The following is a 15,129-nucleotide window of genomic DNA, read 5'->3' on the forward strand; positions in this document are numbered from 1 at the left end:
GCGCTAGCGCGCCACTCGATCGAGTGGCTTTCCCCTTTCGCGCTCGGACTCCAGCCGTCTCGAAAGTCATCTGAGGCAACGGAAACCGAGGTTCGACCAGCAGAGTGCCGCTGAATTCGCAGCGGCATCGAGCGCCAGCGGATCTGCGCCCTCAAGTACGGCGAAAGTCGACTCGGAAGCACGACGACGAGAATCGCTACCGTCGCTGCCATGCGGGCCCGGTCGACGAAGAGTCGTTCATGAACTTCCGTCGCGTCGGCGGCACTCCGGGAAGTGCGCCACCCACCCGATTCCTCCCCCAGACGCTCGGCGTGGTCGCCGACGTGGCGGCGGTATCGGTCCTGATCGTCGGCGGCGGACTGCCGATCGTCTGGGCGACGAGCCTCGGCGCGGTGCCCCTCGGGGTGTTCGCCATCTGGCGGCGATGGGGCATGCCGGTCGACGTCCGGCTTGCCGCCGGCGCCGCGGTCGCGGTCGCCGGCGCGGGAGTCTTCGGTTTCTCGCTGGCGACGGAACGGAACACTCCCGATCGGACACCCGGCTTGGCCGCCGCGACCAGCACGTCACCCTCGTCTTCGTCACCCTCGCCTTCGGCGGCGCCACCAAGCGGCGGAGTGTGGCTCATCGACCTGCCGAAGGTCGAGGGCGGCTACGGAGATTGGCGACGGGGCGAAGCCGCCGTCGGCGGCCAAGTCTTCAAACACAGCTACATCGGCACCACGTGCTCGAAATCCGACGACGGCCATGAAGTCTTCGCCATCGATCAGCGCTTTCAACGCTTCCACGTGACGCTGGGCATCGCGGACGGCGCGCCCGCCGAGACCGTCACGCGGTTCGTGGTGAGGATCGACGGACGGGCGCTGGCCACCCGAGACCTTCGCGCCGGACAGGTCGATGTGCTCGACCTCCCCGTGGCCCAGGGCAAGCAACTGCTCCTCCAGGTGGACAACGTCGACTCGCCGTGCAGCGCCACGGCGGTCTGGGCCGACGCGGTTCTGCGCTAGCCGCCGGCGTTATCAAGAAGTGACCGGCGCCACCAAATCTCTCCGGTTTTACGCTCATGTTGCCGATGATTCATCGGCAGGTGTGCCAAGTCACCGGATAATCGTTGGCTTCCTTGTGAAAAAGGGTGCATACTAGGAGCACAGCCACGAAGACGCAAGACCTACTCCCAAGGGGATGACAAAAACCGATGAACAACATCGCCGCCAAGCTCCGTGCCCGTCGCGCCGAGGCTCGCACTCGCCGGGCGCTGAACCGGGCGATCGACACCGCGGCCACCGCGACCGTTCGTCAGGAGCTCATCGCTATCTCCCAGGCGCGTCACACGCACATGCGCTGACCCGACAACAACCGTTGTAGGTGTCGCCCATTCGAGTGACCTACGACACATAGTGCGTGAGGTGTAACGCCGCGGAACGCGGCGTCGATACCCACTACGACCCCGTGATGCTGGCGGACCCCCGACCTGGCAGCATCACGGGGTTTCCATATGTCCGGACCCGAAAGATTTCTTGCCTTCACCGCTTCGCGGAGTAACACTTGACCTCGTCAACGAATCTGTTGAGGTGGTCAAATGAATCGATCCGCAGACCGGGTGGCGACCGTCCGGGCCTTCAACCGCCTGTACACCGGCGTGATCGGCGTCCTCGACGAAGGACCGGCCGACGCCGAGTACTCCCTGAGCGAAGCCAGGGTCATCTTCGAACTCGCGCAGCAGGAGCAGACCCAGGTCACCGACCTGCGCAAACGTCTCGACCTCGACGCCGGATACGCGAGCAGGCTGCTCGCGAGACTCGAGGGACGCGGCCTGCTCACCCGTGAACGCAGCGACGAGGACGCCCGCCGTCAGATCGTCCGGCTGACCGAGAACGGCCGCAAAGCCTTCGCTGTCCTCGACGAACGGTCGGTGGGCAGGATCGGCTCGCTGCTCGGCCGGTTCGGCGACGACGAACAGCAACGCCTGCTCGGTGCCATGGACACGATCACGTCGCTGGTCGGCGAGCGCGCCGCGGATCCCACGCTGGTCCTGCGCCCGCCGCGGCCGGGTGACTTCGGCTGGGTGGTCCACCGTCACGGCGCCCTCTACTCCCGCGAGTACGGCTGGGACGAACGCTTCGAAGCACTCGTCGCCCGTGTCGTCGCGGAGTACGTCGACAGGCGCGGCGATCCGCGCCAAGCGGGCTGGATCGCCGAGCTCGACGGGGAGCGCGTCGGCAGCATCTTCTGCATGCCCGCCGAAGACGGCGTCACCGCGAAGCTGCGGATGTTGCTCCTCGAACCGGCCGCGCGAGGACGGGGTGTCGGGAAACGCCTGGTCAGCGAGTGCGTCGAGTTCGCGAGGGCGTCCGGCTACCCGGCGATGGAGCTCTGGACGGTCTCGCTGCTGGAGGCGGCGAGGGCGATCTACCAGAAGGCCGGTTTCCAGCTGGTGAGCGAAGAGACGATCACGGGCTTCGGGTACGAGCTGACCGGGCAGACCTGGCGGCTGGAGCTGTGACGTGTTCGTCGTCTACTGCCCCGTCTGCGATCGGCGGTCCGTGGTCGGGGTCGACTCGATCGATTTCGTCGACGACCTGACCCCGGGCATGATCTCCGTCTCCGGTCGCTGCCCCGACGGCCACTACGCCGTCCTGCTGACCGGGAAGTCCTTCACGTCCCATGAACCCTGTGTGCGCGAAGTGCGGCAAGTGTTGAAACGGCGACGGCGCCGGACCAGGCTGGGTGCCTGGTTCGCGCGGCAGCGTGAACTGCACGACCGGCTCTTCCGTTATTGATGTCGATTCGCCGGGGGCTCGTTCGTCTAGGGGCCATCGATTCCAAGGAGGACACCATGCCCCAGTACGCCGGTTTCCTGCGGTCCCAGTCGGATTCGCATGATCACCTCGGCCCCGACGAAGCACAACGCGTGCTCGAGAGCTACATCGCCTGGGCCGACGAACGCACGAAGGAGGGCCGTTTCGTCGGCGGCGGCGGGCTGTCGCGAGGCGGCCGGGTGCTGCGCGGCACGGGCGGCGAGGTCGGCGCGACCGACGGGCCGCACACCGAAGCCACCGAGATCGTCGGCGGCTATCAGGTGATCGAGGCCGTGGACCTCGACCAGGCGGAGAAGATCTTCGCGACGCATCCGCATCTGAAGTTCGGGCCGATCGAGGTGCGCAAGATCGGCGAACGCGGTTGTGAGGACTGAGGTCGTCATGAGCCGCCCGGCCGGCGTGGTGGAGCATCTGTTCCGGCACAGTGCCGGGCGGATCGTCGCCACGCTGGCCAGGGCGCTCGGCCCCGAACGCCTGGACCTGGCCGAGGAGGCCGTCGCCGACGCGCTGGAGCAGGCGCTGCGGACCTGGCCGCAGAGCGGGGTGCCGGACAATCCGCGTGGCTGGCTGTTCCGGGCCGCGCGGAACCGGGCGATGGACGTCGTCCGGCGCGAACAGACCTTGCGCGCGCTGCTGCCGCGGCTCGTCGAGCTGAACGGCCACGAAGCCGACCGGCGTACGGACGACGAACTCGTGTTGATGCTGCTGTGCTGTCATCCCGCGCTGCCGACGGTCTCGCAGGTGGCGCTGACGCTGAAGACCGTCGGTGGGCTCGGGGTGAACGAGATCGCGGCGGCCCTGCTGACGAAACCGGCGACCGTGGCGCAGCGGCTCGTGCGGGCGAAGAAATGGCTGCGGGAATCGGGGAAGCCGCTCACCCTGCCAGGGCCGGACGCGCTGGAGTCCAGAGTGGACAGTGTGCTGGCCGTGCTCTATCTGCTGTTCAACGAAGGCTACGACGCGACGACCGGCGAGGTCGCGGTGCGCGGCGAACTGTGCGGCGAGGCGATCCGGCTGGGGCGGCTGCTGCTGGCCGAGCCGAAGACGGATCTGCCGAGGGTGCGGGCGCTGGTCGCGCTGATGCTGTTGCAGGGGAGCAGGCTGCCCGCGCGGGTGGACCGCGACGGTGACCTGCTGCTGCTCGACGAGCAGGACCGGGACCGCTGGGATCACGCGATGATCGCCGAGGGGACGCGGCTGTTCGAGCGGGCGTGCACCGGGCCGGAGATGTCGGCGTATCACGTCGAAGCGGCGATCGCGCTGTGCCACGGCACAGCCTCGCCGCCGGATTGGCGCCGGATCGTGGGCCTGTACGACGACCTGCTGGCGTTGCGGCCGTCGCCGGTGGCGCGGCTGAATCGCGCGATCGCGCTTTCGATGGTGGACGGGGCGGCGGCCGGGATCGCCGAACTCGAAGCCGTCGAGGCCGAACTGCCGGACTACACGCTGCTGCCCGCCGTCCTCGGCGCGCTGTGGCTGCGCGCCGGCGATCCCGGGCGAGCCGCGGACCACTACCGGCGCGCACTCGCGCTGCCCTGCTCGGAGCCGCAACGTCGCTTCCTCAGCCGACGACTGGCGTCCTGCTCACCCGATTGACCAGGCCTTTTTCGCTTCCCCGCGCGTACCCCACCCCCCACCGCTCCCAGGGGGGCGCGCCCCGCACCAGCGTATCGGGAGGGGGCGACGCGGGGTGGGTTCCGGTGGCCCAAGGGGCCGAGTTGTCCACAACGGCGGGTGGGTGTGGACAACTCGGGTGGATGTCTCAAAGGGGGCCTTCGGGACATCGAGCGTCTCAAAGGGACCCTTCAGGACACGGAGATCCGGCGGACGGAGTGACGCGAAAGCCACTTTCGCGAAGTCCAGCGCGGAAGACACCTCCGGTTCACGCGGGCACGGTTACCTGGGGGAGTGAACTGGACGGCGTACGTCGACGGCTACTGCGAACGCCTCGCTCCCGGCCTCTGGGGCGAGCCGCTCAACAGTCTCAGCAATCTCGCGTTCCTGATCGCGGCGATCGCGGTCTGGCGGCAGTCGAAAGGCCGCGTCTTCGCCGTCCTCATCGGACTGGTGTTCCTCGGCAGCACGGCCTTCCACCTGCTCGCCACCCGCTGGTCCGCGGCCGCCGACACCGGCTTCATCCTGGTGTTCGTCCTCTACTACGCCGCCGTGTTCCCGCATCTGTTCTTCGGTGTCCGCCGCGGGCTCTCGTGGCTCGGCATCCCCGTGTTCCTCGCCTTCACCGCCGTCGTCGCGTCACTGGGCGGCGGGCTGTACCTCTCGGCACTGCTCGGGCTCGTGATCTTCGCGGTCATCCTCAGGGGTGAACATCGCCGCAGGTTCGCCCTCGCCGCGGGCGTATTCGGGGTGTCCCTGTCGTTCCGCACGGCCGACCACACGGTCTGCGGCGGTTTCCCCGCCGGGACGCACTTCCTCTGGCACCTGCTGAACGGCCTCACCCTCTACCTGGTGTCGGCGGCAGCCATGAAAAGGGCCGCGTCCCGGCAGGACGCGGCCCCTTCGATCAGCGGTGACTAGTGGACGCCGATTTCGCGGAGATCCTTGTCGTGTTCGTCGGCGTGGTAGTCCTCGGCCTCGGTGTCGTCCGTGCCGTTGAAGACCTTCAGCTGCCGCGCGATCACCGTGAAGATCACCGCGACCAGCAGGTTCGCGATCAGCGCCACGAACCCGACGTAGATCTGCAGCTGCGAGCCGCTGAGCGGGTGCCAGCCGAAGATCGACAGGTCCCCGAGCTTCAGCGCCGAGCCGCCGAAGTGCGCCTTGCCGGTCGCCGGGTTCGGGATGTTGTAGAGCATGATCAGGCCCCACCCGATGCCGACCACCCAGCCGGCGATCAGGCCCCAGCGGTGGAACCACCGCGTGTAGAGCGAGATCGCCACCGCGGGCAGCGTCTGCAGGATCAGCACCCCGCCGATGAGCTGCAGGTCGATCGAGAACTGCGGGTCGATGAACAGGATGAACGCCACCGCGCCGAACTTCACGATCAGCGAAGCGAGCTTGGCCTGCTTCGCCTCCTGGCCCGGCGTCGCGTTCTTCTTGATGTACTCCTTGTAGATGTTGCGGGTCCACAGGTTGGCCGCCGCGATCGACATGATCGCCGCGGGCACCAGCGCGCCGATGCCGATCGCGGCGAACGCGATCCCGGCGAACCACGACGAGAACTGCGTGTCGAACAGCACCGGGACGACGGTGTTCGTGTCGGGCTTGCCGGTGGCGTTGTTCGTGATCGGCTTGACCGAGGCACTGATCGCGACGTAGCCGAGCAGCGCCAGCAGGCCAAGGACCAGCGAGTACGCCGGCAGCGCGACCATGTTCCGCTTGATCACGCTGCGGCCGCGCGAGGCGAGCACGCTGGTGAGCGAGTGCGGGTACAGGAACAGCGCGAGCGCCGAACCGAGCGCGAGCGTGGCGTACTGCAACTGGTTGTTGGCGTTGAGCAGGATGCCGTCCGCCGGTGACGGCGTCTTGTCGAACTTCGCGTCGGCGGCGTCGAAGATCGCCGACCAGCCGCCGAGCTTCGAGGGCAGGTAGATGATCGCCACGAGGATCACGAGGTAGATCAGGATGTCCTTGACGAACGCGATCAGCGCGGGCGCGCGAAGGCCTGACTGATAGGTGTAGACCGCCAGGATGATGAAGGCGACCAGCAGCGGCAGGTGACCGACGATGCCGGAGCCGTTGATGCCCATGGTCCGCAGGACCGCCTCGAGCCCGACGAGCTGCAGCGCGATGTACGGCATCGTCGCGATGATGCCGGTGATGGCGATCAGCAGCGCCAGCGTCGGCGAACCGAACCGGCCGCGGACGAAGTCGGCGGGAGTGACGTAACCGCGGACGCGCGAGACCGACCACATGCGCAGCGCCGGCATCAACACGATCGGGTAGACGATGATCGTGTACGGCAGCGCGAACAGGCCCATCGCGCCGGCGCTGAACATCAGCGCGGGAACGGCCACGAACGTGTAAGCCGTGTAGAGGTCACCACCGAGCAGGAACCAGGTGATCCACGAGCCGAACTTGCGGCCGCCGAGGCCCCACTCGTCCAGGTGATCGAGGGTGTTGCCTGCCTTCCAGCGCGACGCGACGAAGCCGAGAACGGTGACGACCGCGAAGAGGATGGTGAAGATGATCAACTCGGGCCACTGGATGTTGGTCACTTGACGTCCCCCTCGTCGAGCTCGTCCACGGACAGCCGGTCGGGACGCTCACTGGTCGGCTTGTCCTTCGTCATCACGTAGACGATCCATGTGCAGAGGACACCGACCACCACGAAGACGAATTGGAACCAGTAGAAGAACGGCATCCCGAACAGCCGGGGACCGTCCGAATTGAACAAGGACGTGATCAGCACCAGCAACGGGATGATCAACAGGAGGTTCCAGGGGCTGAACTGAAAACCCCTCACCTTCCCGTCTGCCTTACCTGACGCCATCGGACCTCACCTAACGTTCCCGTACCCCCGGATCGACCCGATGACCCTAGAACCTCTCCCCCGTCCGGGTCACGCTTGCCTGATATCGATTTGATCAGCGACGCCTCATACGACGAAGGGCGGTTGCCGTCGGAGTCCCCGGCGGATATCAATAGCCGCAAGTCGCGAACAGGAACTTCGCACGCAACATCAAAGGGGCATCGGATGAAGAAACTCCGCTATGCGGTGGTGATCCCGGCTGTCGCCGGCACCATGCTGGCCGGGTTCACGCCTGCGTTCGCAGGGCCGGAGGCTGCCGGGCAGCAGCCGCTGAACTCCACCAACATTCCGGCGAAGTACGCGGACCAGAAGCTGGACTGGCACAAGTGCACCGCCGGCGAGCTGCCGTCCGCGCCGCCTCCGGGGGCCGAGAACATCGAGTGCGCGACCTACCGCGCGCCGCGTAACTGGTACAAGACGAACGAGGCCATCGACCTGACGATCGCCGTCAGCCGCCTCGCCGCCACCAGCGGCAACGCGACGGCCAGTGTCATCACGAACCCGGGTGGCCCCGGCGCTCCCGGCCGTAACTTCCCGGCCCGTCTGCGTAACCAGACGAAGCTGCGCGCGAACCAGGAGATCATCGGTCTCGACCCGCGCGGCACCGGCAAGAGCACCAACATCACCTGCGGCAACGCGATCGGCACCGGCTCCGACCTGGACCCGCGCGACCGCAGCCGGGCGAACCTCAACCTGATCCTGGACGCCACCAAGTACGCGGCGGACTCGTGCCAGGTGAAGTCCGGCGAGCTGGGCCCGCTCATCAACACCGCCCAGACCATCCGCGACATCGACCTGCTGCGTGTCCTCCTGGGCCGCGACAAGATCAACTGGGTCGGCTACTCGGCGGGCACCTGGATGGGCGCGCACTACGCGCAGCAGTTCCCCACCCGGACCGGCCGCTTCCTGCTCGACTCCTCGACCGAGTTCACCACCACCTGGCAGAACTCGTTCGACGGGCAGCCGCTCGGCTTCGAGCGCCGCTGGCGTCAGGACTTCCTGCCGTGGATGGGCAAGTACGACAAGGTCTACGGCTTCGGCAAGAACGGTGAGGCCGCTCGCCAGACCTACGAGAAGGTCCGCTTCGCGCTGACCCAGAACCCGGTCGAGGTGGACGGCGTCCCGGTTTCGGCCAACGCCCTCGACTCGACCATCGCGTCGTACCTCTACTCGAAGCGCAACTTCCCGGCGCTGGCCGACTACCTGGTCAACCTGAAGACGCTGACCGAGGGCACCTCGTCGCAGCAGCAGAAGGCGTCGGCCGCGCAGAAGGTCAAGGCCGAGACCGTCGACGGTGACGGCGTCATCGGCCCGCAGCCGCTGTTCGTCCCGAGCGACGGCGACTCCTACAACGCCAGCTTCTGGTCCATCCCCTGCAACGAGGGCAAGTGGACCGGCACCCGGCAGAGCGTCATCCGCCAGTCGCAGAAGCTGATCGACCGCGATCTGCCGCTGCTCGGCGCCGGCTGGCTGATCCAGCCGTGCATCTTCTGGAAGAACAAGCCGGTCGATCTGCCGAAGCTCGACGGCCGCGGCGTCCCGCCGGTGCTGATCGTCCAGTCGGTGCACGACCCCGCGACCCCGATCGAGGGCGCGACCCGTGCGCACCGCGCGTTCGCCAACTCGCGGATGATCACCGTGACCGGTGAAGGTGACCACGGTATCTACGCCGGCGGCAACGTGGGTGTGGACAAGGTCGTGGAGGACTACCTCGTCGACGGCAAGGTGCCGAACGACCAGAGCCTCCCCGGACTCCCACTTCCGGTGCCCGCGGGCGCCTGAAGCCACTAGGGATTGTGGCCCCGTCGAGTTTCGGCTCGGCGGGGCCCTTTTCTTGGGGTTGTCCACGACCTGTGCACAGAGTTGTCCACAGGCTGGGGGTAACTCGGCACGCGAGCGGTATTAGTATTGGGCTCATGGTGCGAGTGCCGTTGACGGACGAGGAACGCGAACGCGGCGAGCGGCTGGGGCTGGCGCTCCGGGACGCGCGCGCGGCGTCGTCGCGGAGCATGGTGGAGGTCGCGGCCGAGGCCGGGATCTCGGTGGAGACGCTCCGGAAGATCGAGACCGGGCGGATCCCGACGCCCGCCTTCTTCACCGTGATGGCGATCGCGGACGCCGTCGCGCTGCCGCTGGACGCGCTGCGTTCGGCCGCCGAGGGCGACGCCGAAGAGGTCGCCGAAGCGAGCTGACGAGGGCTTCAGCACCGCTTCGTGAGCAGTGGGCGTACGCGAAGCGGTGAAGGACGCTTTCGCTGCATCGCATGCGGTCAAGGCCCCCTTCAACCCACTTTCCACAGGGCCCCGCCATTGTGGACAACTACCGCCCTCGATCCCCTTCCGCCCCGTTCCCGTCACCCACCGCCGATACGCTGGTGCAGGGCGCGCCCCCCAGGGATGGGTGGGGGGTGGGGTTGCGCGGGTGACGCAGAGATCAGGGGCGTAGGGCGGCCAGGGCGTGTGCCCGGTCGTTCAGGTAGAGGAAGCCGTCGATCGGCAGGTCGAAGCTGTTCAGCAGGCTTTCCAAGGTGGCGTACTCGTCCACGCCGAGGTTCAGGTTCTCCTTCAGCGCGTGCGCGACGAGGACGTCCGCCAGTTCTTCCCACTCACCCGACCAGTGCAAGGTGCGGTAGAAGGCCAGGACGTCCGGCGCGATCCGGTCGCCGATCTGGTCGAGCAGGCTGTCGCCGAAGAAGCTGATCCGGCCGGCGGCGAGGTCGGCGACGGTCGGGTTCGCCGGGTCGGCGGCGGTGTCGGGATTGCGGACCACGCCGGGGCCCGCCACCGGATAACCCGTCTTGACGTGGCCGTTGTCTTCGACCAGCACGATCAGGTGCACGCCGTACCGTTCGCCGGCGCAGCGCCAACGGCCGTTGTGGAGTCTGAGGCGGGGTTCGCTCGGATCGTTCGCGACGTCCTTGATCACCGCGATGATCTGCTCGTCGGTCCAGCCCGCGGGGAACTCGCTGGTCGCCCGCCGCCCCTTTCCCGGTGCGTGCCCGCCGCCCACTCGTGCTCCTTTCGTCGCATCGAGGGTAACCCGCGTTCGGAGTATCCGAATGATCCGAACGCGGGAACGGGTGACCTCAGGCGATCACGCTGAGCAAGACGGCGCCGACGACGAGGACGTCGACACCGCGCAGGGCCTGAAGCCCGGCCGCCCCGCCGCTGACGTCGTAGTTCATCGGTGGCCGGGTCGCCGTCCGCAGCGCGGCGAAGACCGCGAGCGGGATCGCGAGCCACACCGGCCAGGCCGGGATCACGCCGAGGAGCAGCGTCACGAGACCGAGCAGGATCCCCCAAGCGATACCGAGCAGGGCGATCACCAGCCCGTTGACCAGCCGCAACTCCCAGTCGGACGCGCCGAGCCACCGCCTGCGGCCGGGGTTGCGCCACAGTTCGCCGAGCCCGCCGACGAACGGCACGAGCGCCGCGTACGCGCCGAGCGTGAACAGCGCCGCCGCGGGGATCGCCGGGAAGGCCAGGTGCGCGACGCCGGCCAGGCACGCGATCACCACGCTCGCCGCCGCGTAGCGCGCCCGGCCGAGCACCCCGGCCCACGCGAGCCGCAGCGCCGTCGGACGCCGCAGCGACAGCCACGGCACCGGTTTCGACTCCGGGATCAGCAGCATGGGATCCATGAACACCGCGGCCATCGCCCGCAGCAGCCGCGCGTTCCAGCCGTCGACGAGTTCCTGACGGCCGACCCCGGACATCGGCTCGCCGCCGAAGGCCACCGCGACCGCCACCACGAACAACGCGCCGGCCAGTACCTCGACGGCGACCGGGCCGAGGCCCGCGGCCGCGAACGCCAGACCGGCGAGCGCGAGCACGACCGGCGCGAGCGTTTCCCCGCGGATCGCCGTCCGCCGCGCGGTGACGGCGGCCAGGATCGCGCCGGAGGCGGTCAACGCCGACATCGCGATCCACACGTCCTTCGATCCGCCGCCGATCGCGGTGACCAGCGCCCCGGTGTAACCGACCACCAGGACCAGGCCGAACCACAGCGTCCACATCCGCTTCACGACGACACGGCGCCTGTCGACGCGGGCGAAGTCCATCCACGTCAGCGCCGCCGGTTCGGCCCAGACGAAGCCCCGGCGCAGGAGGCCGCGCCAGAACATCGCGCAGAGCACGACCAGCAGCCCGAAGACCGCCGGGAAGTCCACAACGGACTGTCCAAAGAGGAAATCGCGGAGCTTCGGCAGGTTCTGGAAGGCGGTGAACAGCGCGCCGAAACCGAACAGTGCCAGGAAGGTCTGGTAGTCGCCGTTGAGCAGCCCGCCGAATCGCTGACGTCCGGGCACATGCGTTGGCGCCTTCGTGGTCACCACAACTCAAGGGTGGAGTCGGCCGCTTCCAGCAGCGGCGGATGATGCGTGGCCACGACGACGGCCGCCCCGGCGTCGGTCGAACGCTTGATCAACGACGTCAGCCATTCCTTCCCCGCGACGTCGAGCGCCCGCTCGGGCTCGTCGAGCAGCAGGACGTCGTGCGGCCGCGCCGTCGCGCCGAGGAGCAACAGCCGACGGCGTTGCCCGGCCGAGAACTTGCCCGCGGTGACCTTCGCCCGCTCGGCGAGCCCCGCGTCCGCGAGGAGCGCGTCGAAATCGCCGAGATCGGCGCCGAACGAACCCTCCAGCAGTTCGAGATGCTGGAGCGGGGTCAGCTCGGCGAAGAAATCGGAGTCGTCGAACAGGACGGAAACCTTGCGACGGAAGGAAACATCGCGTTCGTCGGGTTTTCCGCCCGCGACGACGACGCGGCCGCGCTGCGGAGTTTGCGTTCCGTACAAACACCGCAACAGGGTCGATTTCCCGACTCCGTTGGGGCCGACGATGACCGCGCATTCGCCGGCGTCGACCTCGAAGCCGAGGCCGTCGAACAACCAGTGCTCCCCGGCCTGGACGCCGAGCCCGCGTACGTCGATCATTTGCCGCGCAAGGATTCGATCACCGGAGCGAGCGCGTCCATGTTGTGTTCCAGCACGGTGAAGTAGGTGAAGCCGAAGCGTTCGCGATGTGCCAGGATCTGTTCGGCGATCTGCTCGTGGGTGCCGACCAAAGCCGTCGGCAGTTCGGCGAGTTGTTCGACCGTGAGCGTGCCGTCGAGTAATTCTCGCAGGCTCTCCAATCCTTTTCGCCGGTCTTCGACCACGGCGACGAAATGCGAGAGGATGTTGAATTCGACCGCGCGGCCGTTCAGTTTCCCGCGGACGAAGTTCACCCGCTCCTCGATTCCGGCCGCGTCGTCGACGGCGAGCGCGCCACCATCGGGAACGGCCGCCGTGCCGGTGAAGCCGATGATGTCGGCGTGTTCGGCCGCCAGGGTGAGGAGCCGGTCGCCGCGGCCGGCGATCATCAGCGGCGGGCCCGGTTTCTGCACCGTCGGCGGTTTGTGGTTTTCGTCGGCATAGAGCCGTTTTAGCTCTTTTATGGTGTTTTCGAGATGGTCGACGCGTTTGCCCGCACGCGGGAACTCCATTCCCGCCGCTTCGAATTCGGCCTTCACGTAACCGGCCCCCAGGCCGAGCTCCAGCCTGCCTTCGGTGAACTGGTCCGTGCCGGTGACGTCGCGGGCCAGCAGCACCGGGTTGTAGAAGGCGGTGTTGATGACGAAAGTGTTGAGCCGAGGGCGGTTCGTCACCTCGGCGGCGAGCACGAGGGCCGGGAACGGCGGCGCCATGCCGAGGTGGTCGGCCGCGCCGATCACGTCGAATCCGAGGTCCTCGGCCTTGCGGCACTTTTCGACCCACGCGGCACGGCTTTCCGGGACGACCATGTTGACGCCGAATTTGACCATGCGGCCACGGTACCGAGCGCACAGGAAGAAGGCCTCATCCTCGGGAATGACTCCGAGGATGAGGCCTTCTCCGGCGTTCGGGTTATCAGCCGAGGCGCTGCTTGAGCGCGTCCAGCTCGTCACGCAGCGACGACGGGACCTTGTCGCCGATCTTCTCGAACCACTCCTCGATGAGCGGCAGTTCCTGGCGCCACTCGTCGGCGGAGACGTCCAGCGCGGCCTGGATGTCGGCCAGCGGCTCCTTGAGGCCGTCGGTGTCGAGGTCCTCGGCGTTCGGCACGAAACCGACCGGGGTCTCGTTCGCGTTGCCCTTGCCCTCGACGCGGTCGATGACCCACTTCAGGATCCGCGAGTTCTCGCCGAAGCCCGGCCACAGGAAACGGCCGTCGTCGCCACGGCGGAACCAGTTGACGTAGAAGATCTTCGGCAGCTTGTCCGCGTCGGCGTTCTTGCCGAGGTCCAGCCAGTGCTTGAAGTAGTCACCGGCGTGGTAGCCGAGGAACGGCAGCATGGCCATCGGGTCGCGGCGCACGTTGCCGACCGCGCCGGCGGCGGCCGCGGTGGTCTCCGACGACATGGTGGCGCCCATGAACACGCCGTGCTGCCAGTCGCGGGCCTCGTTCACCAGCGGGACCGTGGTCTTGCGGCGGCCGCCGAACAGGATCGCCGAGATCGGCACGCCCTGCGGGTCGTCCCACTCCGGCGCGAGGATCGGGCACTGCGACATCGGGGTGCAGTAGCGCGAGTTCGGGTGCGCGGCCTTCTCTTCCGACTCCGGCGTCCAGTCCTGCTTCTTCCAGGAGGTGGCGTGCTCGGGCTTGTCGCCCATGCCCTCCCACCAGATGTCGCCGTCGTCGGTGAGCGCGACGTTCGTGTAGACCGTGTTGCCCTTTTCGATGGTGCGCATCGCGTTGGGGTTGGTGTGCCAGTCGGTGCCCGGCGCGACGCCGAAGAAGCCGAACTCGGGGTTCACCGCGTACAGGCGGCCGTCCTCGCCGAACCGCATCCACGCGATGTCGTCACCGAGGGTCTCGGCGCGCCAGCCGGGGATGGTCGGCTGCAGCATGGCGAGGTTGGTCTTGCCGCAGGCGCTCGGGAACGCCGCCGCGACGTAGTGGACCTTGTCCTCGGGCGAGATCAGCTTGAGGATCAGCATGTGCTCGGCCAGCCAGCCCTCGTCGCGGGCGATGACCGAACCGATGCGCAGCGAATAGCACTTCTTGCCCAGCAGCGAGTTGCCGCCGTAGCCGGAGCCGTAGCTCCAGATCTCACGGGACTCGGGGAAGTGCGAGATGTACTTGGTGGTGTTGCACGGCCAGGAGACGTCCTCCTGGCCCGGCTCCAGCGGCGCGCCGACGGAGTGCAGGGCCGGGACGAACTCGCGCTCGGTGCCGTCCTCGGTGACGAACTTGTCCAGCGCGGCCTTGCCGGCGCGGGTCATCACGCGCATGGAGGCGACGACGTAGGCGAAGTCGGTGATCTCGATGCCGAGCTTGGGGTCCTCGGCTCCGAGGGGGCCCATGCAGAAGGGGATGACGTACATCGTGCGACCGCGCATGCACCCGCGGTACAGCTCGGTCATCGTGGCCTTCATCTCGGCCGGGTCCATCCAGTTGTTGGTGGGACCGGCGTCCTCTTCGTTCTCCGAACAGATGAAGGTGCGCTCTTCGACGCGGGCGACGTCATTCGGGTCGGAAGCCGCCCAGAACGAGTTGGGCTTCGCGTCGAGCTGCACGAACGTGCCGGCGGAGACCAGTTCGGCGTTGATCCGGGCGGCCTCTTCGTCGGACCCGTCGACCCACACCACACGGTCCGGAGTGGTCAGTTCGGCGACCTCCCGGACCCAGGACAGCACGCCACTGTGCGTCGTCGGCGCATTTTCCAGTCCAGGGATGGCGACTGCGGTCATCTCTACTCCTGACTTCCGACGGCAGAAGCCCACACCGGGAACGACGCTGTTCCGATGCGGGCTTCGATGCCGGCGACCGAATGGCTTCGCACACCGGCGGGAAGACCGGTGTGC

Annotated in this window: 16 protein-coding genes; 9 read left to right on the top strand and 7 right to left on the bottom strand. The window is 67.7% G+C overall.

The window, feature by feature from the left end; all coding sequences use genetic code 11:
• Positions 1-239: 239 nt before the first annotated feature.
• The 7 genes from AMK34_RS16055 to AMK34_RS16080 all read left to right on the top strand — a co-directional run bounded on the left by AMK34_RS16055 (position 240) and on the right by AMK34_RS16080 (position 5,351).
• Positions 240-1,004, top strand: coding sequence for an NPCBM/NEW2 domain-containing protein (locus tag AMK34_RS16055; protein ID WP_073845867.1), 765 nt, complete (start codon positions 240-242; stop codon positions 1,002-1,004).
• Positions 1,005-1,192: 188 nt separating this feature from the next.
• Positions 1,193-1,342, top strand: a complete 150-nt coding sequence (locus AMK34_RS43175; protein WP_007032374.1) for a hypothetical protein — start codon at positions 1,193-1,195, stop codon at positions 1,340-1,342.
• 234 nt (positions 1,343-1,576) lie between these two features.
• Complete coding sequence (locus tag AMK34_RS16060) at positions 1,577-2,500, top strand: bifunctional helix-turn-helix transcriptional regulator/GNAT family N-acetyltransferase (protein ID WP_038521779.1); 924 nt, start codon at positions 1,577-1,579, stop codon at positions 2,498-2,500.
• Position 2,501: 1 nt separating this feature from the next.
• Positions 2,502-2,777 (top strand): hypothetical protein, encoded by a 276-nt coding sequence (locus AMK34_RS16065; RefSeq protein ID WP_038521781.1) that lies wholly within the window; start codon positions 2,502-2,504, stop codon positions 2,775-2,777.
• 56 nt (positions 2,778-2,833) lie between these two features.
• A complete protein-coding gene (locus AMK34_RS16070; protein WP_038521784.1) occupies positions 2,834-3,190 on the top strand; it encodes a YciI family protein in 357 nt (118 codons plus the stop codon).
• A 7-nt stretch (positions 3,191-3,197) separates the two neighbouring features.
• Positions 3,198-4,412, top strand: coding sequence for an RNA polymerase sigma factor (locus AMK34_RS16075; protein WP_073845868.1), 1,215 nt, complete (start codon positions 3,198-3,200; stop codon positions 4,410-4,412).
• Positions 4,413-4,724: 312 nt separating this feature from the next.
• Positions 4,725-5,351: a hypothetical protein gene (locus AMK34_RS16080; protein ID WP_073845869.1), complete on the top strand. Its 627-nt coding sequence runs from the start codon at positions 4,725-4,727 to the stop codon at positions 5,349-5,351.
• On the opposite strand, the gene mctP is transcribed toward AMK34_RS16080, so the two are convergent.
• On the bottom strand, positions 5,348-6,991 hold the full coding sequence (gene mctP / locus AMK34_RS16085; RefSeq protein WP_073845870.1) for a monocarboxylate uptake permease MctP: 1,644 nt from the start codon (positions 6,989-6,991) through the stop codon (positions 5,348-5,350). The two genes, AMK34_RS16080 and mctP, sit on opposite strands and share 4 nt — an antisense overlap.
• The gene (locus AMK34_RS16090; protein ID WP_038521797.1) at positions 6,988-7,266 is read right to left on the bottom strand and encodes a DUF3311 domain-containing protein; all 279 of its coding nucleotides are present in this window, start codon (positions 7,264-7,266) and stop codon (positions 6,988-6,990) included. The genes mctP and AMK34_RS16090 overlap by 4 nt, the downstream gene beginning before the upstream one ends.
• Positions 7,267-7,470: 204 nt before the next feature.
• Here AMK34_RS16090 and AMK34_RS16095 point away from each other — a divergent pair, with 204 nt between their 5' ends.
• Both AMK34_RS16095 and AMK34_RS16100 read left to right on the top strand, forming a co-directional pair.
• Positions 7,471-9,087, top strand: a complete 1,617-nt coding sequence (locus AMK34_RS16095; protein ID WP_038521800.1) for an alpha/beta hydrolase — start codon at positions 7,471-7,473, stop codon at positions 9,085-9,087.
• A gap of 134 nt (positions 9,088-9,221) precedes the next feature.
• Positions 9,222-9,497, top strand: a complete 276-nt coding sequence (locus AMK34_RS16100; RefSeq protein WP_038521803.1) for a helix-turn-helix domain-containing protein — start codon at positions 9,222-9,224, stop codon at positions 9,495-9,497.
• Positions 9,498-9,738: 241 nt separating this feature from the next.
• Here AMK34_RS16100 and AMK34_RS16105 read toward each other — a convergent pair whose 3' ends face one another.
• From AMK34_RS16105 to AMK34_RS16125, 5 genes are all read right to left on the bottom strand, one after another.
• On the bottom strand, positions 9,739-10,314 hold the full coding sequence (locus tag AMK34_RS16105; protein WP_038521804.1) for an EndoU domain-containing protein: 576 nt from the start codon (positions 10,312-10,314) through the stop codon (positions 9,739-9,741).
• Positions 10,315-10,390: 76 nt separating this feature from the next.
• Positions 10,391-11,638 (bottom strand): DUF6297 family protein, encoded by a 1,248-nt coding sequence (locus AMK34_RS16110; protein ID WP_073845872.1) that lies wholly within the window; start codon positions 11,636-11,638, stop codon positions 10,391-10,393.
• A complete protein-coding gene (locus tag AMK34_RS16115; RefSeq protein ID WP_073845873.1) occupies positions 11,632-12,237 on the bottom strand; it encodes an ABC transporter ATP-binding protein in 606 nt (201 codons plus the stop codon). Before AMK34_RS16115 ends, AMK34_RS16110 begins: the two co-directional genes overlap by 7 nt.
• Positions 12,234-13,106 (bottom strand): LLM class F420-dependent oxidoreductase, encoded by an 873-nt coding sequence (locus tag AMK34_RS16120; RefSeq protein ID WP_083649875.1) that lies wholly within the window; start codon positions 13,104-13,106, stop codon positions 12,234-12,236. Before AMK34_RS16120 ends, AMK34_RS16115 begins: the two co-directional genes overlap by 4 nt.
• Before the next feature lie 85 nt (positions 13,107-13,191).
• A complete protein-coding gene (locus AMK34_RS16125) occupies positions 13,192-15,015 on the bottom strand; it encodes a phosphoenolpyruvate carboxykinase (GTP) (RefSeq protein WP_038521813.1) in 1,824 nt (607 codons plus the stop codon).
• Positions 15,016-15,129 lie beyond the last annotated feature (114 nt).

The organism is Amycolatopsis sp. CB00013 (assembly GCF_001905755.1).
Lineage (GTDB): Bacteria > Actinomycetota > Actinomycetes > Mycobacteriales > Pseudonocardiaceae > Amycolatopsis > Amycolatopsis japonica.